The 24,568-nt window shown below is 34.6% G+C and carries 25 protein-coding genes; 12 read left to right on the top strand and 13 right to left on the bottom strand.

What is annotated here, in order from left to right:
• Window positions 1-69 precede the first annotated feature (69 nt).
• Genes ACJJVN_RS03520 through ACJJVN_RS03510 form a run of 3 tightly spaced genes read left to right on the top strand, consistent with a single transcriptional unit; the run spans window position 70 to window position 2,449 of the window.
• On the top strand, window positions 70-753 hold the full coding sequence (locus tag ACJJVN_RS03520) for a cell division ATP-binding protein FtsE (protein ID WP_405377149.1): 684 nt from the start codon (window positions 70-72) through the stop codon (window positions 751-753).
• A gap of 14 nt (window positions 754-767) precedes the next feature.
• A complete protein-coding gene (locus ACJJVN_RS03515) occupies window positions 768-1,514 on the top strand; it encodes a glycosyltransferase family 2 protein (protein WP_405377148.1) in 747 nt (248 codons plus the stop codon).
• Complete coding sequence (locus ACJJVN_RS03510; protein WP_405377147.1) at window positions 1,511-2,449, top strand: glycosyltransferase family 2 protein; 939 nt, start codon at window positions 1,511-1,513, stop codon at window positions 2,447-2,449. The genes ACJJVN_RS03515 and ACJJVN_RS03510 overlap by 4 nt, the downstream gene beginning before the upstream one ends.
• Here the strand turns inward: ACJJVN_RS03510 and ACJJVN_RS03505 are convergent.
• Entirely contained in the window at window positions 2,426-2,827 is a 402-nt protein-coding gene (locus ACJJVN_RS03505) for a sugar 3,4-ketoisomerase (protein ID WP_405377146.1), read from the bottom strand. The two genes, ACJJVN_RS03510 and ACJJVN_RS03505, sit on opposite strands and share 24 nt — an antisense overlap.
• Before the next feature lie 12 nt (window positions 2,828-2,839).
• Window positions 2,840-3,640 (bottom strand): glycosyltransferase, encoded by an 801-nt coding sequence (locus ACJJVN_RS03500; RefSeq protein WP_405377145.1) that lies wholly within the window; start codon window positions 3,638-3,640, stop codon window positions 2,840-2,842.
• Window positions 3,641-3,716: 76 nt separating this feature from the next.
• Between ACJJVN_RS03500 and ACJJVN_RS03495 the strand changes: the two genes are divergently transcribed.
• The gene (locus ACJJVN_RS03495) at window positions 3,717-4,862 is read left to right on the top strand and encodes a glycosyltransferase family 1 protein (RefSeq protein ID WP_405377144.1); all 1,146 of its coding nucleotides are present in this window, start codon (window positions 3,717-3,719) and stop codon (window positions 4,860-4,862) included.
• Window positions 4,863-5,055: 193 nt separating this feature from the next.
• Here ACJJVN_RS03495 and ACJJVN_RS03490 read toward each other — a convergent pair whose 3' ends face one another.
• From ACJJVN_RS03490 to ACJJVN_RS03470, 5 genes are all read right to left on the bottom strand, one after another.
• Window positions 5,056-5,340, bottom strand: a complete 285-nt coding sequence (locus ACJJVN_RS03490; protein WP_104516057.1) for a hypothetical protein — start codon at window positions 5,338-5,340, stop codon at window positions 5,056-5,058.
• A gap of 389 nt (window positions 5,341-5,729) precedes the next feature.
• Window positions 5,730-7,046: a dihydrolipoamide acetyltransferase family protein gene (locus tag ACJJVN_RS03485; protein WP_405377143.1), complete on the bottom strand. Its 1,317-nt coding sequence runs from the start codon at window positions 7,044-7,046 to the stop codon at window positions 5,730-5,732.
• Between the two features lie 134 nt (window positions 7,047-7,180).
• The gene (locus tag ACJJVN_RS03480) at window positions 7,181-8,272 is read right to left on the bottom strand and encodes a glycosyltransferase family 2 protein (protein WP_405377142.1); all 1,092 of its coding nucleotides are present in this window, start codon (window positions 8,270-8,272) and stop codon (window positions 7,181-7,183) included.
• A 3-nt stretch (window positions 8,273-8,275) separates the two neighbouring features.
• Window positions 8,276-8,893, bottom strand: coding sequence for a recombination mediator RecR (gene recR, locus ACJJVN_RS03475; protein WP_104516052.1), 618 nt, complete (start codon window positions 8,891-8,893; stop codon window positions 8,276-8,278).
• Window positions 8,890-9,423: a DUF1599 domain-containing protein gene (locus ACJJVN_RS03470; RefSeq protein WP_348116191.1), complete on the bottom strand. Its 534-nt coding sequence runs from the start codon at window positions 9,421-9,423 to the stop codon at window positions 8,890-8,892. The genes recR and ACJJVN_RS03470 overlap by 4 nt, the downstream gene beginning before the upstream one ends.
• Before the next feature lie 55 nt (window positions 9,424-9,478).
• Between ACJJVN_RS03470 and folP the strand changes: the two genes are divergently transcribed.
• From folP to ACJJVN_RS03445, 5 genes are all read left to right on the top strand, one after another.
• Window positions 9,479-10,309, top strand: a complete 831-nt coding sequence (gene folP, locus ACJJVN_RS03465; protein ID WP_405377141.1) for a dihydropteroate synthase — start codon at window positions 9,479-9,481, stop codon at window positions 10,307-10,309.
• Between the two features lie 15 nt (window positions 10,310-10,324).
• Window positions 10,325-11,101, top strand: a complete 777-nt coding sequence (gene cdaA / locus ACJJVN_RS03460; protein WP_104516049.1) for a diadenylate cyclase CdaA — start codon at window positions 10,325-10,327, stop codon at window positions 11,099-11,101.
• Window positions 11,101-11,907, top strand: a complete 807-nt coding sequence (locus tag ACJJVN_RS03455; protein ID WP_405377140.1) for a DUF3667 domain-containing protein — start codon at window positions 11,101-11,103, stop codon at window positions 11,905-11,907. Before cdaA ends, ACJJVN_RS03455 begins: the two co-directional genes overlap by 1 nt.
• Window positions 11,908-11,912: 5 nt before the next feature.
• Window positions 11,913-12,755: a DUF3667 domain-containing protein gene (locus ACJJVN_RS03450; RefSeq protein WP_405377139.1), complete on the top strand. Its 843-nt coding sequence runs from the start codon at window positions 11,913-11,915 to the stop codon at window positions 12,753-12,755.
• A gap of 62 nt (window positions 12,756-12,817) precedes the next feature.
• A complete protein-coding gene (locus ACJJVN_RS03445; protein WP_405377138.1) occupies window positions 12,818-13,606 on the top strand; it encodes a DUF3667 domain-containing protein in 789 nt (262 codons plus the stop codon).
• On the opposite strand, the gene ACJJVN_RS03440 is transcribed toward ACJJVN_RS03445, so the two are convergent.
• The 3 genes from ACJJVN_RS03440 to truA are packed head-to-tail and all read right to left on the bottom strand — an operon-like array spanning window position 13,603 to window position 16,600.
• Entirely contained in the window at window positions 13,603-15,381 is a 1,779-nt protein-coding gene (locus tag ACJJVN_RS03440) for an ABC transporter ATP-binding protein (RefSeq protein ID WP_405369719.1), read from the bottom strand. The two genes, ACJJVN_RS03445 and ACJJVN_RS03440, sit on opposite strands and share 4 nt — an antisense overlap.
• A gap of 2 nt (window positions 15,382-15,383) precedes the next feature.
• A complete protein-coding gene (locus ACJJVN_RS03435) occupies window positions 15,384-15,845 on the bottom strand; it encodes a hypothetical protein (protein WP_405377137.1) in 462 nt (153 codons plus the stop codon).
• On the bottom strand, window positions 15,845-16,600 hold the full coding sequence (gene truA / locus ACJJVN_RS03430; RefSeq protein ID WP_405377136.1) for a tRNA pseudouridine(38-40) synthase TruA: 756 nt from the start codon (window positions 16,598-16,600) through the stop codon (window positions 15,845-15,847). Before truA ends, ACJJVN_RS03435 begins: the two co-directional genes overlap by 1 nt.
• Before the next feature lie 94 nt (window positions 16,601-16,694).
• Between truA and ACJJVN_RS03425 the strand changes: the two genes are divergently transcribed.
• Window positions 16,695-17,183, top strand: a complete 489-nt coding sequence (locus ACJJVN_RS03425) for a metallophosphoesterase family protein (RefSeq protein ID WP_405377135.1) — start codon at window positions 16,695-16,697, stop codon at window positions 17,181-17,183.
• Window positions 17,184-17,428: 245 nt separating this feature from the next.
• Here the strand turns inward: ACJJVN_RS03425 and ACJJVN_RS03420 are convergent, their stop codons facing one another.
• The 3 genes from ACJJVN_RS03420 to ACJJVN_RS03410 form a co-directional block, all read right to left on the bottom strand.
• Window positions 17,429-20,380, bottom strand: coding sequence for a histidine kinase (locus tag ACJJVN_RS03420; protein ID WP_405377134.1), 2,952 nt, complete (start codon window positions 20,378-20,380; stop codon window positions 17,429-17,431).
• On the bottom strand, window positions 20,367-21,119 hold the full coding sequence (locus tag ACJJVN_RS03415; RefSeq protein ID WP_405377133.1) for a LytR/AlgR family response regulator transcription factor: 753 nt from the start codon (window positions 21,117-21,119) through the stop codon (window positions 20,367-20,369). Before ACJJVN_RS03415 ends, ACJJVN_RS03420 begins: the two co-directional genes overlap by 14 nt.
• A gap of 198 nt (window positions 21,120-21,317) precedes the next feature.
• Window positions 21,318-21,728 (bottom strand): DUF4293 domain-containing protein, encoded by a 411-nt coding sequence (locus ACJJVN_RS03410; RefSeq protein WP_104516039.1) that lies wholly within the window; start codon window positions 21,726-21,728, stop codon window positions 21,318-21,320.
• 200 nt (window positions 21,729-21,928) lie between these two features.
• Here ACJJVN_RS03410 and rho point away from each other — a divergent pair, with 200 nt between their 5' ends.
• Both rho and ACJJVN_RS03400 read left to right on the top strand, forming a co-directional pair.
• A complete protein-coding gene (rho, locus tag ACJJVN_RS03405) occupies window positions 21,929-23,674 on the top strand; it encodes a transcription termination factor Rho (RefSeq protein WP_104516038.1) in 1,746 nt (581 codons plus the stop codon).
• Between the two features lie 226 nt (window positions 23,675-23,900).
• Window positions 23,901-24,491 carry a hypothetical protein gene (locus ACJJVN_RS03400; protein WP_104516037.1) on the top strand — a complete coding sequence of 197 codons (591 nt, stop codon included), beginning with the start codon at window positions 23,901-23,903 and terminating at the stop codon, window positions 24,489-24,491.
• Window positions 24,492-24,568: the final 77 nt, after the last annotated feature.

The following is a 24,568-nucleotide window of genomic DNA, read 5'->3' as shown; positions in this document are numbered from 1 at the left end:
TTAAAACCTCATTAATTATTCATAATCTTATCCACATCTTGATTAACTTTACATCAAATAATTTTATCCATGTCAGATCACGTTTTATCATTAAGCAAAGTAGATGTCTTCCAGAAAGATAACCTCATTCTAAAAAATGTGAATCTGGAAATAGGAAAAGGAGAATTTGTATATCTTATAGGTAAGACTGGTAGCGGTAAAAGTTCTTTAATGAAAACCCTTTATGGCGATATACCGCTTAAAAAAGGAGAAGGAACTATAGTAGACTATGATTTATCTCGCTTGCGCGAAAAAGAAATTCCTCACCTGCGACGTAAACTAGGAGTGGTTTTTCAAGACTTTAAGCTATTAACTGACCGTACAATCAACGACAATTTAAAATTTGTCCTTAAAGCAACAGGCTGGAAAGGTAAAAAAGAAATGTCTACACGTATCGAGGTAGTACTAGATAAAGTAGGCATGAAGACTAAAGGTTTTAAATATCCACACGAACTTTCTGGAGGTGAGCAACAACGTGTTGCGATAGCAAGAGCATTACTTAACGAGCCAGAACTTATCATTGCAGACGAACCTACTGGAAATCTAGACCCACAAACCAGTGTGGAAATCATGGAAGTTCTTCAACAAATTAATAAGAATGGAAATACCATACTTATGGCAACTCATGATTATGCCTTAATTCTTAAATACCCATCTAAAACACTTAAATGTGATGATGGAGAAATTTTTGAAGTAGTCCAAAAAGCGGTATAACCCAGCTATTTTCCATGTCAGAAAAAAAGAAACCTTTCTTCAGTATCATCATACCTACTTTTAATGTAGAAAGGGTTCTCGATAATGCCATCAACAGCATTAAAATACAGTCCTCACAAGACTACGAAATTATAATAGTAGATGGCGGTTCTACTGACAACACGTTACAGCTGATAGAATCATACAGAGACGACACTGTTGTATTGCGTTCTATTTCTGAAAAGGATCGCGGTATTTATGACGCTATGAATAAAGGTGTGAAAATGTCTCAAGGTCGTTTTTTATACTTTTTAGGAGCTGACGATTACCTTCTAGATAAAAACGCACTTAGTGATATAAAAGAACATGCATTACTCCATCCTGTAGATGTTATTTATGGAAATGTAAATAGTCCTAAACTAGGCAATCATTATGCTGGTAAATTTACCGACGCAGCTATTTTTCATAAAAATATATCGCACCAAGCTATTTTCTTTAAAAGAAACGTTTTTGACCTTGTTGGCTTCTATGACTTATCCTACCATGTACATGCAGACTGGGCACACAATATGGAATGGTTCTTTCATAAAACCATAAAACATGGATTCATCGATAGAGATATCGCCTATTTTAGCGATGGCGGATACAGCGCTGTAAAAAAAGATCATACCTTTAGAAAACATATTTTTAAACTGTATTACAAAAATGCTAGGAATAGAAATTCTGTTTTAAAAACGCTTCTCTTAATCACCAAAGGAGTTTACTCAAGAATAAGTAGATGATGGACCATAGATTCTTAACTATTATACCGCTTTACAATAAAGAAGCTGCTATAGAAAGAGCTATTACATCTGTTCTATCACAAACCGTTGCAACCGATTTATTAATTATTAACGACGGCTCTACAGACGCTAGCCTATCTATCGCAACCAAGTTTGAGAGTGATACTGTCATGATCATATCACAAGATAATCAAGGAGTAAGCAACGCTAGAAACAAAGGCATCTCTTATGCAAAATCTAACAATTATGATGGCATCCTATTTCTAGATGCAGACGATTATTGGGAAACGAACCATGTAGAAGAACTAACTAAAAGCATTTTAAAGTTTCCTAACGCTACGGTGTTTGCTAACAACTATAAAATAAAGAAAAGCGCTACTACATTTGAAGCAACTCTATTTTCTAATTTAGAAACTGACACTTCTAGAGAACTAGATGATTTCTTTACCTACAACTATCTTAATTCTACACTGTTCTCTTCTAGTTTTGGGTTTAAAACTAGCGTTACCTCACTTTATAATGAAGAGATAACACATTCTGAAGATATTGATTTTTATGTACAACTAGCTTTACATGAAAAGATCGCATTTAACCCTACAGTTACTGTCATAAAAGATGAAACAGCAGTAAACAGATCTCATCTTATAAATTTAGAAAACAGAACTTATACTGATTTTGATATCTATGAAAAGTTCACATCCCAACATAAAGGCTTAAAGAAATTTCTAGACATCAATAGATATGCACTTGCCATAGAGTTAATCATGGCAAATCAAAAAGAAAAAGCCCAACAGTTAGTTAGTAAAATGGACTTTTCTAACTTAACAGCAAAACAACAAAAGTTACTTAAATTAAGCAGCTGGCAATTAAAATTATTAAAGAGAGTACATCACAGACTATCTAATTCTGGATTAAGAATTAGAACCGGTCGCTAGATAGAAATCTTCTTTTTCTCTTATGTAATCGGACTCTTCAAATTCATGAGAAGCAAGAACCAGGCACATCGCACCACTGGAGAAGTCGGCAAGCTCACGCCATACCATGGTAGATATTAATAAACCTTTATCTGGTTTATTTAAAGTTACTGTTTCTTTTACTTTACCGTTATCTAATTCTACCGTAAAACTACCAGATACAGCGATCAATAATTCTAGACATTCTTTATGTGCATGACCACCGCGATGGGAATCACTAGGCACGTCGTACAAATAATAAACACGCTCTATTTTATAAGGAATCGTATCTTTTTCTAGTACCGCGAGATTACCACGAGGGTCTGTAATTTTAGGAATGTCTATAATCTTATAATCCATAAATCAAATATACTATTGTTTCACATCATTCTCATGAGGTCTTTTAAAACCACTCACATAATCATTTGTTCCTTGTTGAAACACCATCATTTTATGCCATAAAACACTTAAAGATCTTTCATAACCTTTGCGCCACAAAAAGAAAACATATTTAAAAGAATAAAAAACTGCTGTAATTGCATTTCTCCTGCCCGCTAAGGCACCTCGTGCATAAATTAATCGGTATGACAGTACCTCATCACTACTAGTAATAGCATCGTGCTGCACTATAGTCTCTGGAACAAAACCTATTTCTAAATTTTTACCAAGAACCTCTTCTAAGAAAACTAAATTTTCAGAATCCTGAAATTGTGCACCGAGACCAAATCTTTCATCAAACCTTAAATTTGACTGTACGATCTCTTTTCTTTTAAAAGTAATTTCTGGAGATAGTACTGGGATAATTGTTTTAAGATCATGCCTGTAAAAAGATTTCTTATAATCATAAAAACCTTTACCGCTAGGTGTGATAGTTTTAAAGGTTAGTACCGCATCCAGATACTCGTTATGTGCCGCTACTACTCTACTTATTGCATCAGTTTCAATAATGCAATCGTCGTCGAGTATCCAGCACAAATCTTTTGTAGAATTTTCAATAGCTAGATTACGGCTTTTACTTAAACCCATCTCTCGCATAGTAATCACTCTAATGTTCTCATGAATGGAGATCAACTGACTATCAAGAGATTGATTAACAATCAACACATGAGTATTTATACTATCAAGAGGCTGCTTAAACATAGTTTCTAGAAATGAAAAGTCGCTACGATTCATAGTCGAAATGAGAATTTCTAGATCTTGGTTTGTGTATGTAGGCAACTGCTTATCTTTACCTCAAATATACTTCTATATGCGCATATTGCTCGTAGGTGAATACAGTGGTTTTCATAATTCCTTAAAACATGGTCTGCAACAGCTAGGTCATGAAGTAAACATTGTGGGCGATGGTGATGGTTTTAAGCGTTTCCCTGTAGATATTGAAGTAGGTAGTACGTATTTTGAACAAAGCTGGCTACATCGCAAAATAAAAGTAGGCTGGTGGAAACTGACAGGATATAATCTAGAAGATAGGTTGAAGTTGGCACGCTTTCGCGAAAGCGAGAACCTTCTAAAAAACTACGATATCGTACAGTTTATCAATTCCAACCCATTTGGGTGCGAGCCGGCTGTAGAACGTATCATGCTGGATTTTCTAATTAAAAATAATCAAAAGTCCTTTTTAATAGCCTGTGGTGACGACTACGAATATGCCCGATTTCTTACAGAAGAACATGAGGGTTACAATATTTTAGACTCGGTACACAGAGGAAATCTTCAAAAACAGCAATTGTTTCACACGTATAAATATCTAGGTAACGGTTACCGAGATAATTATTATAAAGTACTAGAAGCATCTCAAAACATAATACCTAGTAATGTAGATTATGCGATGGCCCTAAAACAGCAGGATAAGGCAACAGCTATAATTCCTGCAGCTATCAACCATTCAAAATTTCAATTAGAATTAAATACAGATCTCTCACAAATTCAAATATTTATGGGAATCAACAGAGGTAATTATTGGAAAAAGGGAATCAACTATTTTGAAGAAGCGTTAGAAATTGTAAAGAAAAAATACGGTAATAAAGTCTTTATTACGATAGCAGAAAGCCTACCCTATCAAGAATATATTACCAAATATAAAAACGCTCATATTTTACTAGATCAAGTATTGTGTTATGACCAAGGTTACAATGCATTAGAAGCTATGGCGCAGGGAAAAGTAGTTTTTTCTGGCGGTAGTTCTATTTATTTAAAAGCGCATGATCTAGCCTCTGTTCCTGTAATAGATGCTAGACCAGATGTCGATTATTTAGTAAATCAATTATCTCTTCTCATTGATAACCCACAAGATATTCTAGAAATAGGAAAAGCCGCTAGAAAACATATTCTAGACCATCACGACAGTATAAAAATAGCGCAAGCATATCAACAAAATTATCTTAACATCGGATAAGCACAAAAATAAGTTTGCCGATTTTAAATAAATCGTCAAGGTAAAACAGAGACTTATGGTACATTACAAAAAAAGAAAACTTGATTGAGTTTTTTTTGAACCTTAGGGGTTTTGGGTGAATCTAAAAAGGCTCTAAAAATCAAATTGATATTTAGAGCCTTTTTTTTCTATAAAATTCTAGTTAGAATTTACTTTATTTATTTTTCCACTGAATGTCTATACCAGCAAAATCCTGAGCTGTTTGCTCTTTAGCTTGTTTAGGAATTACACATTCAAATTCTAATGCTACTTCTAGACCATCATCTAGATAGAATAACATAGTTTCTTCTCCTTCATAATCACAAATTACTACGGCATGAATTTCATGCACAGCAAAATATTCGTCTTTAATTTCTTGAGGTTCTACAAATTCAAAATAATGTAAAACTTGCGCTCCTTTAAAATAATCTATTTGCTGTAAGTAAAGATCTTTTTCCATGGGACAAAGGTAAGAGGTTTAATTAGAATTGCTGTCTGAGAATCGCTTAATCGTATTCTTGTTAATGTAATTGAGATACAAAATAAAGAATCACTACGAAAGGCATTAAAATAAAAAACAAACTAAAAAAAAGTATACTCTTATAACGTTGCCAATTTGAAAAAACCAGAATAACACCAAACACCCCTAAAACCCAACTAAATAAAAAGAAAGCTGTTAATATAAACTCCAATATTTTAGCGATTTGCGAACTCAAATAGAGAAGCAAGAATAAAAATGGCAACCATAGCAAAGCCGAAGTTTTAAAAAACTTATTCATACAACAATATTAAAACAAAAAAAGCCAGTTCATAAGAACTGGCTTTAAATTATAATACAACAGCTTAAAATTAAACCGTACGATTTACATCAAACGCTTCTAGCAATTGTGCCACACGTTGAACAAACTGTCCACCTAACGCACCATTTACTACTCTATGATCGTAACTATGAGATAAGAACATTTTCATTCTTATACCGATGAAGTCACCTTCTGGTGTTTCAACAACAGCAGGCACTTTTCTTATCGCACCTAGAGCAAGAATACCTACTTGTGGCTGATTGATGATAGGTGTTCCTAACACAGATCCAAAAGTACCTACATTAGTTACCGTATACGTACCGCCTTGAGTATCGTCTGGTTTTAATTTTGCATTTCTAGCCCTGTTAGCTAGGTCGTTTACTGACTTTGCCATACCTACTAGATTTAATTGGTCTGCATTTTTAATAACGGGCACAATTAAGTTACCATCTGGTAAAGCAGCAGCCATACCTAGATTTATATTTTTACGTTTAATGATTCTATCACCATCTAGCGCGATATTCATCATCGGGAATTCTTTTAAAGCTTGTGCAACTGCTTCCATAAAAATAGGTGTAAAGGTCAGGTTCTCACCTTCTCTTTGTTTAAAACCATCTTTATGTTTCTTTCTCCAGTTCCAGATATTAGTCACATCACACTCAATAAAACTTTGAACGTGTGCACTAGTCTGTACTGACGCCACCATGTGATGAGCAATCAGTTTACCCATGCGTGACATTTCAATAATTTCATCTTCTCCATTTACAGACACCGGAACAGCCTTTGCAGCTGGTTTAGAAACCGCCGCTGCTACAGGAGCAGCAGTCTTTGCAGGTGCAGCAGTTTTACCTGCTTTCTTATCTGCAACATATTGTAAAATGTCGTTTTTAGTAACACGACCATCTTTACCTGTACCAGAAATTCCTTCTAACTCTGTAAGAGATATATTTTCTTCTTTTGCGATATTCTTTACAAGTGGAGAGTAAAAAGAATCACTATCTGTATAATCTACATTTTCTGTAACCTGAGAGATTTGCTTTTCTACTTCAGTCGCAGCAGCTTTTACCTCTTTAGGTGCAGTAACAGTAGTTTCTGGAGCAGCAGTTGTCGCTCCACTATCATCACCGTCAGTTTCTATAATTGCAATAGTCTGGCCTACTTGTACCACATCATCTACTTGAAATAAAATCTCAACAAGAGTTCCATCTACCTCACTAGGCACTTCACTATCCACCTTATCTGTCGCTATTTCTAAAACAGGCTCGTCCATTTCTATGGTGTCGCCTACATTTTTAAGCCAAGAAGTTATTGTAGCCTCAGCTACAGATTCTCCCATTTTAGGTAATTTAAGTTCAAATTTTGCCATAACTAATAAGGTACTATTACGTTTTAATTATTTTGCAAAAGTACTAATTAAACAGTTTACAATTGCGGATTATTCATTGATATGGGAATATTTTAAGAATCACTTATCGATTTTGCAGTGTTTACAAAGATCTATTACACAATTTTCATTATTCCACGTGATTTACTGCTATCACTGCCTATATAGAAGGTTTTATTCTGATTTAGAAATCTATAAGTCCCTTCTGTATTTTTAGACATATAATTTATCATTTCTTCAAATTTTAAAGAATTCAAATCCCAAAGCACACTCTTATTCAGCCTATTGCAAGATTTAAGCAATTCTATAGACGTTCTAGAGTCTACATTTTTTATTTTAAGCGTAGGATCTTCGGTAACAAGTATGAATTCTTTTTCTTCTTGGGCAATTTCGGTCGTTTTTGTGCCTTTCATGACTATCATACTACTTATTAAAAGGTCAATTGCCTTTTTTTCTAAGGTAGATTGTTTAAAATACTTATCGTAAAATAACCCCATGGCTCCATAAAACCTTTTTAAATAGACTTTATCTTTTACAGTACTTTCTCCCTTAAAGTGAATCACTTTCTGGTCACCTAGGTAATAATTATCATACCCTTTTTGAAGTGCCGTGTAACTTAAATCGATGTCCTCTCCATACATAAAGTAACGCTCGTCAAAACCACCGCAATCTTCATAAACATCTTTCTTACAAAACATAAAAGCACCTACCAGCACCTCTACTTTGCCTCTTTCATTTTGACCAACTTCATTAAAGTAATAGTTACTGTCATTGCCCAGCATTTTTTGTCTCGCTACTTTAGGTGTAGGAACATGTCTTTTACTTTCTGGCAAGTATTTACCAGTTCCATCTATAAGTTGGGTTCCTAAAAAGCCTGCTTTGGCTTCCACTTTCGCGAAAGCGAGACACTCTTCAAAAACCTTCTCTCCTACTATCGTATCTGGGTTTAAAATGCACAGGTATTCTCCTTGAGCTTGTTCTACAGCAAGGTTATTCCCTTTAGAAAAACCATGATTTTCTTTATGTGCTATCACTTTTATACGATCACCATAAACAGAGGCTAACATCTCAAGGCTGTGATCTGTAGAATTATTATCGGCTACGATAATCTCTGCATCTAGATTTTTAACAGCTCGCATCACACTATAAACACAAAGCTCAAGAAAAGCTGCTGCGTTGTAATTAAGTATGATTATGGATAATTGCAAGAATTAGTTTTTTAAAGAATTTTCATAAGGAACGCGATGTAAGATACTCCTTCCTAGTGTTACCTCATCGGCAAACTCTAGCTCGTCTCCTACGGCTATTCCTCTCGCGATGGTAGATGTATTCACCTCTAGTCCATCGAGTTGTTTGAAAATATAGAAGTTAGTCGTATCACCTTCTATGGTTGGACTTAGTGCAAAAATAATCTCGGTAACTCCATCGTTTTTCACACGATCTACCAGTGATCTCACTTTAAGATCTTGTGGACCTATTCCATCCATAGGACTTATTTTACCGCCTAAAACATGGTACAAGCCACGATACTGACTCGTGTTTTCTATGGCCATCACGTCTCGTATATCTTCTACCACACAAACTATGGATTGATCGCGGTTGTGACTGGCACAAATCTCACAAATCTCCACATCACTTACATTATGGCATTTTTTACAAAAATTAAGATCGTGTCGCATCTTTAATAAAGCATCAGATAGCGCATCAGTATTATGCTCTGGCTGGCGCATTAAATGCAAGACCAGTCGCAATGCGGTGCGTTTACCTATACCTGGTAATTGCGATACTTGATCTACCGCTTCTTCTAATATTTTTGAGGAAAAATTCATGATAAATGAATCATCGCAAAAACAGCATAATTAATCATGTCTTGATAATTTGCATCGATACCTTCTGACACTAGTGTGGCACCTTCATTATCTTCAATTTGTTTTACTCTCAATAATTTTTGAAGAATCAAATCAGTTAAAGAGCTTACTCGCATATCTCTCCATGCCTCACCATAATCATGGTTTTTATCCATCATTAACTGTTTAGTAATCGCAACATGATGGTCGTACAATGCAACAGCCTCTTCTAGTTCTAGATCTGGTTGCTCTACCACACCTTTTTCTAGTTGTATAAGTGCCATTATGGAATAATTAATAATGCCTATAAATTCACTTTCCTGGCCTTCGTCCACCTTTGTTTCTGCAAGAGTTTGAAGACCTCTTATGCGTTGTGCCTTAATAAAAATCTGATCTGTAAGTGATGGCAAGCGTAAAATGCGCCATGCACTACCATAATCCTTCATTTTATTAGAAAACAAATCACGACATCGTGTGATAACTGCATCATATTGCTGGCTGGTTTGCGACATAAGGGCTATAAATTTTGCGTAAATTTCGCATTTAAAACTCAATTAACCATATTTCATGGCGACTATAAATTGCACGGGCACACTAATCGACCTTTCTACACCTCACACCATGGGTATTGTGAACTGTACACCAGACTCTTTTTATGATGGTGGAAAACTTAAAAATGATGCTGCTATTTTAAATCAAGTAGAAACCATGCTAGATGCAGGTGCTACATTTATAGATGTAGGTGGCTACAGCTCCAGACCAGATGGTACTGACATTTCTGTAGAAGAAGAGTTATCTAGAGTTATCCCAGTTCTTGATTTGATAACAGCTCGTTTTGATATTAAAGGTTTAAGTTGTGACAGCTTTCGCGAAAGCGTAATAGAAAAGGCTATTAATCACGGAGCGACTATCGTGAACGATATAAGCGCTGGTCTTTTATCTGAAAACACGTTACAAACTGTGGGAAAAGCCAAAATCCCCTACATCATGATGCACATGCGTGGTACTCCACATACCATGAAAACCATGACCGATTATGAAAATATGGTGGTAGAAATAAATCGTTATTTTTCTGAACGTGTTGCTGCTGCAAGAGCTTGCGGAATTGATGACCTAATTATAGATCCAGGTTTTGGTTTTGCAAAATCTACCCAACAAAATTTTGAATTGCTCTCTGACCTAGATCTTTTAAAAGCTCACAGACTACCTATTCTAGCTGGAATATCTCGTAAATCAATGATTTACAAAACCCTTGACAGCACCGCACAAGAATCTTTAAATGGAACAACAGCCCTAAACATGGTGTGTTTAATGAAAGGCGCAAAAATTTTACGTGTGCACGATGTTAAAGAAGCGATGGAAACTATAGCGTTGTATAACCAGTTAACGGTAAATTAATTATATTTTAGCTACATGGAACTTCCTGGATTTAGAATAATAGATTTAATAGACATACTGCTAGTCGCAGCTGTGGTCTTTTACTTATACCGCCTGGTTAAAGGTACCGCAGCGCTCAATATTTTTATAGGAATTTTTATTATCTACTTGATTTATCAATTAACGGTTTTCATGAAAATGGAAATGTTGAGTCAGGCATTAGGCGCTGTTACTGGTGCTGGTGTGGTTGCTCTAATAGTGGTATTTCAACAAGAAATAAGACGTTTTCTTTTAATGCTAGGTTCTACAAAATTCACTTCTCGCAGGCGATTTTTTAAACAACTACGCATTTTTCAAGAAGAACAAGACAACAATCATATGGTTGTGGACGAGATCGTTAAAGCTTGTAAAAAAATGAGCTCTACTAAAACTGGCGCATTAATAGGTATTAAGAGAGATGGCTCTTTAGAATTTGTTAAAAACACTGGAGACGATCAAGACATTTTAGTAAACTCTTCTATCATACAAAGTATTTTCTATAAGAACAGTACGCTACACGATGGCGCGATGATAGTAGAAGGTAATAAGATTACAGCTACACGAGTGATATTACCTGTATCTGAAAACAGAAAAATACCTCAACGTTTTGGGTTGCGACACAGAGCGGCTTTAGGTTTAACTGAAAGAAGCAGTGCTATCGCATTAATAGTAAGTGAAGAAACTGGTCAAATATCTCTAGTTCATGAAGGCGAGTTTGAATCATATACTGACACAGATGAACTAGCTGCCAAAATCAAATCTCACCTCGCTTAATGGAACGTAATTGTAAAAACTGTAAAAAATCACTTTATGCGCAACAAAATTATTGCTCGCATTGCGGTTCTAAATGGGTAGAATATAGATTAACCCCTCGTAAAATAACAGCCGAGTTATCTAATCGATATTTAGGAACTGACAATGTTTTTCTAGTTACCATTTTAGGTTTACTGCGCTATCCTGAAGATGTAATAAATGGCTATATAAGTGGCCAACGCAAGAAATATGTAAACCCCATTAACTTTTACTTAATCAGTTTATCTCTAGTAGGTTTACAAATTTTTCTATTAAGACATTTTGCACCAGACACTCTAGGGATGAATGTAGCCGAAATAACAAATGTTCAAAATAATACCGGTCAAAGCTTAGAAAATTTTACAGATTTTTTTTATGACTACATAGGTGCTTTTACTACATTTTTCTTACCGGCCTATGCTTTATCAGGTTATATAATCTTCTTAGATATTAGAAAATACAATTTTACAGAGCATTTGATTTTATACGTTTATGTATTCGCACTTGTTAACATAGTTACTTTTGTGGCTACGCCACTTATGATTGGTTTTGACATTCCTTATCAAATGGTATCACTCGCACTGACACCTTTTATTTTTTTACAAGTAGCCTGGTATTATAAAAGGTGCTTTAAACTAGATATACAACAAACTGTTTTAAAAGGACTGCTTGCTATTATCGTATTCAACGTTATCTCTGCTATTTTAATGATCATTGTAATTATTATAGCAGTTGCTCTCTTATTCTTCTTCAACTCAGACCTACTCAATACAGCTGCTGCTCATTAAAATCTATGGAAAGAAATTGTAAAAACTGTGCCGACCTTATTTATGCAGGGAAATCTCATTGCTCTGGTTGTGGAGCAAAATGGATAGAAAATCGCATTACAATGAAGCAGGTAGGTAACGATTTTGTCGATATGTACATAGGTATAGACACTAAATTTGTACGTACGTTTCTAGATCTTTTTAGAAAACCAGAAGCGGTCATACTAGGCTATATGAATGGACGCCGTGTTAATTATATGGATGCGGTGAGATACATGTTACTAGCCTTGTTTGTTACAGGAATCTATATGTTTATCATGCGCAGCTCTGGAGCACTGGATCAATACCTACAAGAATTTCAAAGTGGCTGGGCACGGCAAGGAAGTCATGGAAATGATGCAAATATGATGGAGTTTCAAAGAAAAACATCTGACGTTATTTTTGATTATTTAGGAATAATAACATTGTCTAGTATTCCATTACTAGCGCTTATAGGTCGTATTACTTTTTGGGGAAAACGCTATTTTAATTTTACAGAGCAAATTGTTTTTTATCTATACACCTTTGCGCAAATTACCATTGCAACAACTCCTATCAGTTTAATTATCTTGTGGATAAGTCCAGAAGTATTTACCTATTGGTCTTTCATGGCCTATCCTATAATGTTTATATACAATGCTTATTGTTATAAAAAATGTTTTCAGTTAGATCTTCAAACAACTATTTTAAAATCGCTAATTGCTGTATTGGTATTAAGTGTAATGGCGATTCTTATTTTTTTCTTATTGATAATATTAACAATTATAACATTGCTTATTGCAGATAAAGTTTTGGGCTATGATTTAAGTGCCTTTTTACCACAAAAATAAAAAACCTATTATCGTCTAGAAGTTAAAAATCTATGGAAAGAAATTGTAAAAACTGCTCTCAAATGATATACTTAGAACAGAATTTCTGTTCACATTGTGGTGCAAAATGGTTGGAAAATCGCATTACCATGAAACAGGTAACTCACGATTTTACTGATATGTACTTGGGTATAGACACTAAGTTTTTTAGAACTTTTATAGACTTATTTAAGAAACCAGAAGCTGTCATATTAGGTTATATGAATGGACGTCGTGTTAACTATATGGATGCGATGAGATATTTATTATTAGCTCTTTTTGTCACTGGTATTTACACTTTTGTTTTAAAGAACACTGGAGCTTTTGATCAAATTCTAGCATCACAACAAGCGGCTTATTCGCAAATGAATTACAGTCCTGAGCAAATGGAAATGACCAATAAGTTTAATGAAGTATTTGGGAAATACGCATTTGATTTTCAAGGATTCTTTTTATTACTCACTATTCCTTTTCTGGCCTTAATAGCTAGAATTAGCTTGTGGGGAAAACGCTATTTTAATTTTACTGAACAGATGGTTTTCTACATGTATGCATATGGCCACTCTGTAATTGTGACAACTCCTTTTACCATTATAACCGTACTTATTTTCCCTCAGGCAGTTATGTATGTAGGGTTTGTTGGGTTTCCTTTACTGATTATTTATATTATATATTGTTACAAAAGGTGTTTTAACCTGGATAATCAATCTTTAATTTTAAAAGCCCTTATCTCTGTTATAGTAAGTATAACACTCATGATAGTTGTAGGTATTATACTTGGTATACTGAGTATATTAATAGGTATTATTCTTGGAGCTACTGGTGTGGTCTAAGCCACCTCTTGCTGTAAAAACTGCACTTCATAAAGATTCTTGTAATAACCATTTTCTTTTTGAAGTAACTCGCTGTGCGAGCCTATTTCTACTATCTCTCCTGCATCCATCACGATAATTTTATCTGCTTTTTTGATGGTTGCGAGTCTATGTGCAATTACTATAGAAGTGCGTCCTTTGGTAATAATGTCTGTCGCATCTTGTATCAATTGCTCGCTGTATGCGTCTACAGAGCTTGTTGCCTCGTCTAGAATTAATATACTTGGGTTAGAAACATAAGCTCTTAAAAAGGCTATTAACTGTCGCTGTCCAGAACTAAGCATCACTCCTCTTTCTTTTACATTGTAATGGTATCCATTAGGCAAGGTCATTATAAAATCATGCACCCCTATTTTTTGAGCTGCCTTGATGACATCGTCTTCTGTTATATCTGGATTCTGTAATGTGATATTATTCAAAATAGTATCTGCAAACAAGAATACGTCTTGTAGCACCACAGCTATTTGTGATCTAAGAGATGATAACTGGTACGCTTTCGCGGAAGCGGAATCTATCAAAATCTCTCCACTATTAATTTCATAAAAACGAGAAAGCAGATTTATAATAGTAGATTTTCCTGCACCAGTAGCACCAACAATGGCAACGGTCTCACCAGAGGCAACTTTAAAACTAAGATTCTTTAAAACGAGCTCGTTATCTACATAGCTAAAGTCTACATTTTTAAACTCTATATCACCTTTAAGATGCGCAGCCACTAGATCACCTTGATCTTCTATTTGAGATTCTGTATCAAGAATAGCAAAAACACGATTTGCGGCTACCATTCCCATTTGTAGGGTATTGAACTTATCTGCTATCTGGCGTAATGGTCTAAATAATTTTTGTGATAGATCAATGAACATGACGATAGTACCTATTTCTACAGCCACAGTTGTAGCTTCTGCACCTAAATTCATGACCACACCTATATAAACTATTAGACCTATGGTTATGCTAGAAGCCATCTCTGCAATAGGAAAGAAAATGGAGTTGTACCATACCGTTTTTACCCACGCATTTCTATGCTTATCATTAATCTCTTTAAACTGCTCATACTCTACCTTTTCACGATTGAAGATTTGTACGATTTTCATACCAGTAACACGTTCTTGCACAAAAGAGTTCAAATTACTTACTTGAGTACGCACTTCTTCAAAAGCAACTTTCATAGCTTTTTGAAATACACGAGTGGCATACAATATAAAAGGCATGACTATTAACGCTATTAAGGTCAGTTTCCAACTAGAATAGGCCATGAAACCAAGAACAACCACCATTTTCAACAAATCAGAAATGATGACAAACAATCCTTGAGAAAAAATACTCGCTATAGTTTCTATATCACTTACCGCTCTAGTAACTAATTTACCTACAGCACTTTTATCAAAATACTGCATCTTAAAGCCCATCATGTGAGTAAAGAGTTTTACACGTAGATCTCTTATCACCTGCTGTCCCAACCAGTTTGCATAATAAATAAAGCTGAGCTGTAGTAAAACGTCTATAATTAGAACGGCTGTCATCATGCCTATAACAGTTGTAAAACCGTCAAACTGACGAGGTATGATATGTTCATCTATGGAAACCTTTATTAAATAAGGCATTCCTATAGCAACTACTGCAATGAGAATTGCACTTAACGCTACAAAGTAAAAAGTAAGCTTATAAGGCTTAGTATAAGAAAGTAGTCTTCTAAAAAGAGACATGTTAAATGCATTACCTGTTGTAGATGCCATATTTATTTAAGTAAATGTTCTATTGTAGAACGTAATTCTTTTTCTTTTTGTGTGCCAATTACATACTGGTTACTAGCTGTTTTAATGTGTAGACCTTTTGAGCCTTTAACATTATATACTGTACCATAAGAGGTCCAAAGTCTAATACCCCAGCCACCTACAAAACCATAATCTATAACTTGAGCAAAGCTTAATTCACTCCAATTAAATTCTTTTCTTACAAACGGAATATAGCGTACTGTAATTTTATCTTCGGTAATAACCGTAGTCATTTTAAGTGTTAAAAATAAAACCAAAATGACAACAGGTAAAATACTTGGGATAATTTTATCAGTAGTAAGTTGATCTAAAAGATCTTCTGACCAGTTAAATTGTAAAAAAGGAATGATAAATAAACTTAATACAATTAACCACAGCCACCACTGGTCAAATTTTTGAGTTTCTTTATAAAGGATCTTTCCCATTATAAAAACAACTCTTTAGGGTAATGAATTTGTGTAAGAAATAAACCTGCTGCCGGCGCACTTGCTCCTGCATTGCTTCTATTTTTTGAAGCAATAATTTCATGCATGTCTTCTACCGTTTTTTTACCGTAACCTACATCTAGCAATGTCCCTACTACTGCTCTTACCATGTTACGTAAAAATCTATTTGCCGTGATATGAAAAATCACCTTGTGTTCTTTAAATTCAAAACGCGCTTCTGTAAGGTCGCAAATGAAGGTATTCACGTCGGTATTAGTTCTTGAAAAACACTCAAAATCTTTATATTCTAGAAGAATATCTGCCGCTTTTTGCATCAATTCAAAATCTGGCTTTCTAAATAACACATAAGCCTGATTTACATCAAATGGATTAGGTCTCAATAGAAAATGATATTCATAAGAACGTTTATAAGCATGGAACCGTGCGTGTGCTTTATCGGTAACTGGTTTTATATCGTAAACAGCTATATCCTTAGGCAACCATCTATTAAGGCGATATACTAAATGCTCGATATCTATATCTCCATCAAATACAAAGTGAGCAACCATATATGCGGCATGCACACCAGCATCTGTTCTTCCTGCGCCTTGAATAGCAATTTTCTCACGCAGCATTTTTTGCAAACCATCTTCTAGTACTTCTTGTACAGAAATACTTTGGGGCTGTCGTTGCCAGCCGTGATAGGCTGTACCATCATAGGCTAACTCTATAAAATAACGTGGTTTATCTTGCATCGCCACAAAGATAAGTGGAATGAATTTGAAATTGATTCTGAAATCACACGAGAATTGAAATTAACCATAGCTATTTGCTTATTAAATTTGCAATATGAAAATATTACTCCTTTCTGACACGCACAGTCATATAGATGATTTTATAATCAAATACATAAAACAAGCTGACGAGGTGTGGCATGCTGGTGATATAGGGGATCTAAACGTTACGGATCAAATTGCTGCATTAAAACCACTGCGTGCTGTTTATGGAAATATAGACGACGATAAAGCAAGAATGCAGTTCCCTTTAAACAATAGATTTATTTGTGAAGGTATGGATATATGGATCACTCATATAGGTGGTTATCCTGGAAGGTACAACCCCAAAATACGAGAAGAACTATATGCAAATCCGCCACAGGTTTTTATTTGTGGGCATAGCCATATTTTAAAAGTAAATATGGATAAAAAGATTCAATGCTTACACATGAATCCTGGTGCGATAGGAATGCATGGATTTCATAAAAAACGTACCATGTTACGTTTTGAAATAAATGATGGAAAGATTTCAAATCTAGAAGTTATAGAAAAAGATCGATAATAGTATGAAGCAAAAAAAACTGGAAGCAAAGCTTCCAGTTTTTCACACAAACCAACTTTAAAATATTACCCCTAATTTTCGTTTTGGCCGGTTGTGTGTTTCAATAAAAAACTCTTTTCATAATTCAATTCTTGTTAAAAAAACACAAGGTTGAAATCAACAAAAATCTTACAGAAATAAAGTTAACTTAATGGTTTTATAAAATCCAGCCCATTACATAACTGTAGGTGATTATTAAATAACTGTTACAGCTCTAAATCAAGTGTTATAGTTGTTCCTTTACTAGTATGAAGGATTCTAAGCGCTTTTTCAGGGTCGTATCCTAAAAATGATAAGCGTTCTTGGACAAGTTGCATTCCCTTAGAAACATGATGCTTATTTTTTGTAAAGCTTGCGTTTCCTATACCATTATCCTTTACTACACAACGGTAATGATCTTCATCTATTTTTGAGAATTCTATTTCTAAATTAGGAGATTCTATTCTAGATGGAAATGCATGTACAAATACATTTTCGACAAATGGCTGCAACACCATATTGGGAATACTAACTTGAGATAATGACAGCTCTTTATCGATATTAAAAAGGATAGAAATACGATCGTCAAAACGTGCATTTTCTAATTGAGTATAGCTCTTCAAGTATGCTATTTCTTCTTCTAGAGCTATAAACTGCCTGGTACTATTATTTAAATTAGCCCTCATCAATCCTGCAAAAGTCCCTAAGTACTTCATTGCACGATCGTTCTCATTATTACTGATAAAATACTGTACAGAATTAAGTGAATTAAAAACAAAATGCGGATTCATTTGCGATAATAGCGCCTCTAATTTCACTTCTTCTACACGCTTAGTAATAGCTTCTCTCTCTTCTGATAGTTGTTTTGCACCTTTTCGCTTTAAGCTGAAGTACGTGTATAAAATTCCTATAACAATGCTAAAACATAAAATTATAAACCAAGTACTTTGATAAAACGGATCGTTAACAATAAAATTAATTACAGATTTTTGAAATATAGCACCAGTAGATGCGTCTTCTATCTTTACTTGAATATCATAAAAAGCAGGCTGTAAATAAGGCAAATTAATTACAGATCCTTTTATGGAAATCCAGTCTTCGTCCTCATTAATTCGATAACTGTACTGTAATTTTTCTGGAAATGGATGTTGATTGGTAGCAAGTGTTAACTGTATGGAGTTTTGATTATAATCCAGGCTGGACTGTTTCATTCTCAATGGCTGCTGGACTACACCATTCACTTTAAAATCTATAATTTTTAAGCTTTTTACTCTATTTGGCTTATTTAAAACATCTAATAACGCTACTTTAAATAGCCCGTGACCACTTCCTAAAAATAAAGTATCATTTTTTACCATACAACTGGTTACCTTATCATCTAAGCCTTGTTCTTTATCTATAAAAATCTCTACGCCATCTTTGTACAACACAACACCTTTTGAGGTGCCTATTATAAGCCTACCTTTATATGAACTAAGAAAATTAATAGTATTACCGTGTTTATAATTACGGCTGATCTTTTTAACACGAATAGGTATCGTGTCTTCCACTATAAAAACATCACCATCTTCATTAGAAATCGCTAATCGATCTTTATCCAATCTAGTAATGTGTCGCAAGCGCTTTTCTTGCCACAACTCATTTTTCACATACGAAGTGAATACACCATTTTTATAAGCATACAACCCACTAAATATAGATGTGAAATAAGTTTTATCCTTTTGTTGTGCGCTACCTACCACATGCCCAGGGTTATTCACATCGGCCACATTATCAAAGTATGTATACGATAACGGCTCTAACTCATCATAAACTCGTGAGCCATGATAAAAATTAGTCTCTATTAAATCACCTGAATCTGTAAAATTAAACTCTAGAGTATGTAACGGCATATACCTAACTAACTCTGCCTTTTTACTAAATACATATAAACCTATAGAAGTATTAATCCAAAACTCATTGTTATTCGTTTTGAGACTATAAAAAACGATGTTTGTAGCAGGTGTATCGTAATCTAATTCATAGAAAAAGTCTTTATGCTTTGGCAATTGCTCGGGATGATTTTTTACAAATTCTGATTGCCATTCTTTAAACCTAGATGCATTTATAGAAGTCTCCCCTATTACTAAACCATCATTAAATAAATAAGCATTAATTTCTTCTAGATGTGCTAGATCTATCACACTCTCGTGTGGTACACTTTCAAAACGTATCGTTTCATTCAAGTAAACTTCATACAACCCATGATCTAGTGTCCCTATAAATAAGCGGTCTACCTCTTGGTCATATTGTAAACTAGTGACTTGCGTGCTTTCCACTCCATAATCCTTGTTCTTATTCTTAAAACTTCCGTTCTCCCATTTATAAATCCCTCCATAGTTTTGATAAATACCCCAAGCCGCTGCATAAAATAAATTATCAGCCACTGCATAATCCCAAAGGATAGAACTTTCTATTTTTAAGGCCTTTTTATAAACACCTGGCTGTACAACGCTATCTAGATTTATTTTTTTATAGAATTCTTTACCACTTAAAAACAACTGTCCACGATATACTTGTGCCGCATAAAGTTCTTTTGCATCTGTAATTTGAAACAGATTAAAGGTCGCGCCATTTTCTTGAACCTTAAACACCCCTTGTAAATAGCTCACCGCATACACCTCATTTTCTATCAAGAAAAAATCTTGAATCCTAAAACTATCCTCAAAAGGCATTTTAGGTTTTAAGTTTTTAACCAGTTTACCATTTTTAATATTGATGATGGCGACACCGTTACTAGTTCCTACATACAAATAGGATTCATGAATCATTAATTGAGTCACCTCTAGATGTACTAATTGATCATTATACTCATACTCCTTAATGACACCTTTTCTATAAGTAGATAACCCTTTTCCATAACTACCTATCCACAAGGTACGATCCTTACTTTGTGCAACCGCCCAAATGTTATTTTGTGCAAGTCCATCTTCTTTATAATAGGTAGTAAACTGATTATTATACTTGCGCACTAGCCCATTATCAGTACCTATCCACAATGCACCGTCATCCGATTTAAAAAGGCAGCGCACCGCATTATTAGGCAACACATTTTGTTCTGTATAAGAAACAGATGGATGCCTTTGCCCTAAGACACTTATAGTAAAGAATAAAAAAATCAGAAAATTAGATTGCTTCACTGATGCGGCTTAAGAATAATTTCAACTTTCGCTCTGCTACTTTTAGAGTATTCCCATTAATTAGGGTAACCTCACGATCTGTTTTAGTAAATTTTTCCACCGCGTTTAAATTAATAATGTGTCCGTGGTGGATTCTAAGAAAATAAGAATCTGGCAGACAATCTTCTATTCCCTTGAGCGAACTAGTAACCAACTTATTACTACCATCCTTAAAATATAATTGACTGTAATTACCCTCGGCAGCTATATGTACTAGTTCTTTAATAACTACTACTTCAAAGCCTGTAGTAGTATTAAAAACAATACGTTTTTTCTCTTGTTGTCCTTCTATATACTCTGCAAAGACGTCAAATTTTTTGAGTATGGCTTTTTTATTCTCCTTAGACTTTTTGTACCTCTCAATTGCCTCATGCAGCTGCACAGGATCTATCGGTTTCAACAAATAATGCAATGCACTGCATTGAAAAGCTTTGATCGCATATTGATCAAAAGCAGTAACAAAGATGATTTCAAAATCTATATTCTCAAAATAATTAAACAATTCAAAACCGTCTTCTTCTGGCATTTGAATATCTAGAAACACTAGATCTACCTTATGCTGTTGTATAGCCTTAACACCTTCTTTTACAGAAGAGCAACTTTCTTTAAGTTGGTATTGATCGCCCAGTTCATTTTCTAATAAATTATGGAGCAATGACCTTCCGTGAGATTCGTCATCAATGATTATAACGTTTATCATGCTTTAAATGTAGCAAAAAGAGGGATTAAACATTACTTATTGCTGGTTGTTTATTTTAATCTAGAATCACAATTCTTTAAAAAATGTTTATTTAAGATTCGCTTTCGCGAAAGCGGAACAGATAAAACCCTAAAAAACAAAAACCTGCAAGGTGGCGCCCTGCAGGTTTTTTCACTAATATTACTAAGTTTATTGCGTTTATCGTAATCGATCAGCAGATTTTACAAGCTGTTCATCCTTTCTTATTGCCTTGTTAGCCAAGACAAGTAAAACGATAGATAGGATAGGAATGAACATCCCAATGCCTTTCTCAGAAACCGCCGTTTCTCCAGACATCATTAGCGCTCGATATACGTAAACACCTAGTATAAAAAGGTTTAATAACAAGTTTAAACGGTTAACCACTGTTTGCAACTGTCTGTTTTTAAATAAAAACATCGCAACTACCGACATTAACGCGCTCACTGTAAAGATACCAAAGTACAAACTTTCATCCATACCTACAAACTCATTTCCTTCTCCATCGTTAAAATGCTCTACTACCCAAATAAGTCCACCAGAGACTATTGCGGCTAGAAGTAAATAAATGGTCTGTATGCGTTGTATCATTACTGCTATTTTTCAAAAGCAAAGCAAAAATAGAACATAACAAGCAAAAAGAACAACAGATATTAATTTTTTAATGTATCATTGCAATGCTATTAAGGTAACTTACTCTTTATAGGTTATCTAGCAGTTTAAAATTTTTCTGATAAGTTTTAGACTTTCATTTTCCCCCTGATAACAAATTATATATATCATAACGATACATGTTTCAAATAGCTGATTTAAAATCTAAAAAACTTCCTGAGTTACAGGAAATCGCAAAAGGATTAAACGTTCCTAAATTCAAACAACTACGTAAACTAGATCTGGTTTATAAAATTCTAGATCTACAAGCAGCAAATCCAGACGTTGTAAAAAGCCTAGATATTGAAACAACACCAGCTCCTGTAAAAGAAGAAGCTAAAGAAAAGGTTGAAAAAGTTGTAAAGGAAAAACCAGCTGCCAAAAAGCCTGCTGTAAAGAAGGAACGCAAACCTAGAGTATCTAAGAAAGAAACAACAAAAGAAACAAAATCTGAAGAAAAAGAAGATTTTGAAATAACTGAAGAAACTCTTAAAGGACGCAAAGACCCTAGCAAACCTAATCCTAGACCTAGGCCTAGAAAAACGGCTAAGAAAACCGTTAAGGAAACTAGCGATACCGCAAAAGACACTACAGATACCTCTTCTAAAAAAACTGCAGATACTGCAGACTCTAAGAAAGATACTGCCGATGCAAAAAATGACAACCGTAACAACAGTCGTCAAAAAAGCACACGTAATAATAATACTCAAAACAATGTTCCTAAAGGAAACAAAGACACTCGCAACCGTTACCGCGATCCTGACTTTGAATTTGATGGTATTATAGAGAGTGAAGGTGTTCTAGACATGATGCCTGACGGTTATGGTTTCCTACGTAGTAGTGACTATAATTATCTAGCGAGTCCAGATGATATTTATGTGTCGCAATCTCAAATTAGACTTTTCGGTCTTAAAACAGGTGATACTGTATTAGGTATGGTGCGCCCACCTAAAGAAGGAGAAAAGTATTTCCCACTTATTAAAATATCTCAAATTAATGGTCTAGACCCTAAAGTAGTACGTGATCGTGTTTCTTTTGAGCATTTAACACCATTATTCCCTGAAGAAAAATTTAACCTAGCAGACAGACGCGCTAGTATATCTACTCGTGTCATGGACCTTTTTGCCCCTATAGGTAAAGGACAGCGTGGTATGATAGTGGCACAACCTAAAACAGGTAAAACCATGTTACTTAAGGATATTGCAAACGCAATAGCAGCAAATAATCCTGAGGTTTATCAATTAATCTTATTAATAGATGAGCGTCCAGAAGAAGTAACAGACATGCAACGTAATGTAGATGGAGAGGTAATCGCCTCTACATTTGACAAAGAAGCACACGACCACGTAAAGGTGGCAAACATAGTGCTAGAAAAAGCAAAGCGTATGGTAGAATGTGGTCACGACGTAGTGATCTTACTAGATTCTATAACACGTCTAGCACGTGCCTACAACACGGTACAACCAGCTAGTGGTAAAGTACTTTCTGGTGGTGTTGATGCAAATGCCTTACACAAGCCTAAACGTTTCTTCGGTGCGGCACGTAATATAGAAGGCGGTGGTTCTCTTTCTATTATAGCTACTGCTCTTACAGAGACTGGTTCTAAAATGGACGAAGTTATCTTTGAAGAATTTAAAGGAACTGGTAACATGGAACTGCAACTGGATAGAAACATTTCTAACCGTCGTGTATTCCCTGCTATAGATCTTACCTCTTCTTCTACACGTCGTGATGACTTATTGTTAGACGAGCAGACTATGAAACACATGTGGATCTTACGCAAGTATCTTGCAGACATGAATCCTGTAGAAGCTATGGAATTTATCTCTCAAAAAATGAAGCAAACTCGCAATAATGAAGAGTTTCTTGCTACTATGAATGAGTAATTCTAGAACATAATTCATGATGCCCTACTTTACGGTGGGGCATTTTTTATTCTCGCTTTCGCGAAAGCAGAATCACTACAAACCTTATAGAAAAATCTAACATTGCGACGCTTATAATTCTTTAGAAAAGGGGTTATAATTACTCTCACAAAGATTTAACATTATAAAATACCTGACTACACAATGAGCGACGATTCATCTCGTTTTCTCTTTTATACCCTATCAAATGAAATACATATTATTTACCCTAGTACTAGCACTAAGCTTTACTATACAAGCACAAGACTCTAATCAGACAGCAGTTTCTATAGACGGCCAGTTTAAACAATTGCTAGATGAGTCTAATAATTTTAAAGAATACAAAGTCGTTAAAGAGACTGACATCAATAAATTGCGTAAAAATGCTAATGAAAGCATTCAAAAACTTAATGAAAACATCACCTCATTAGAGAGTTCTATAGTTACTAAAGATAGTAGAATTGCATCTTTAGAAAATGAACTAGCTGGCATCAACACACAACTAAGTGATGTGAACGCTGAAAAAGATTCCATGAATTTCTTAGGCATACAGACTAATAAAAGTTTTTACAATACTGTAGTATGGTCTATAGTAGGACTACTCGCATTTCTTTTTGTATTTATGAGTTTAAGGTTTAAAAACAGTAACGCTACTACAAAGGCTGCAAATAAACAACTTGCCACTACCGAGGAAGAACTAGAAGATCTAAGACGCAAGTCTATAGAAAAAGAACAAAAACTAGGTAGACAGTTACAAGATGAACGTAATAAGTACGCTAAATTAAAAGGAGATAAATAATCTTTGTTATCCTAATTTTTAAATCCGCATTAAATATATATTTAATGCGGATTTATTTTTTTTATGAAGTTAAGATT

It is taken from the genome of Nonlabens sp. Asnod3-A02, from assembly GCF_045063755.1.
Taxonomy (GTDB): Bacteria; Bacteroidota; Bacteroidia; order Flavobacteriales; family Flavobacteriaceae; genus Nonlabens; species Nonlabens xylanidelens.
The sequence above is the reverse complement of the archived record's forward strand: the minus strand, read 5'-3'. Positions and strand labels throughout refer to the sequence as shown.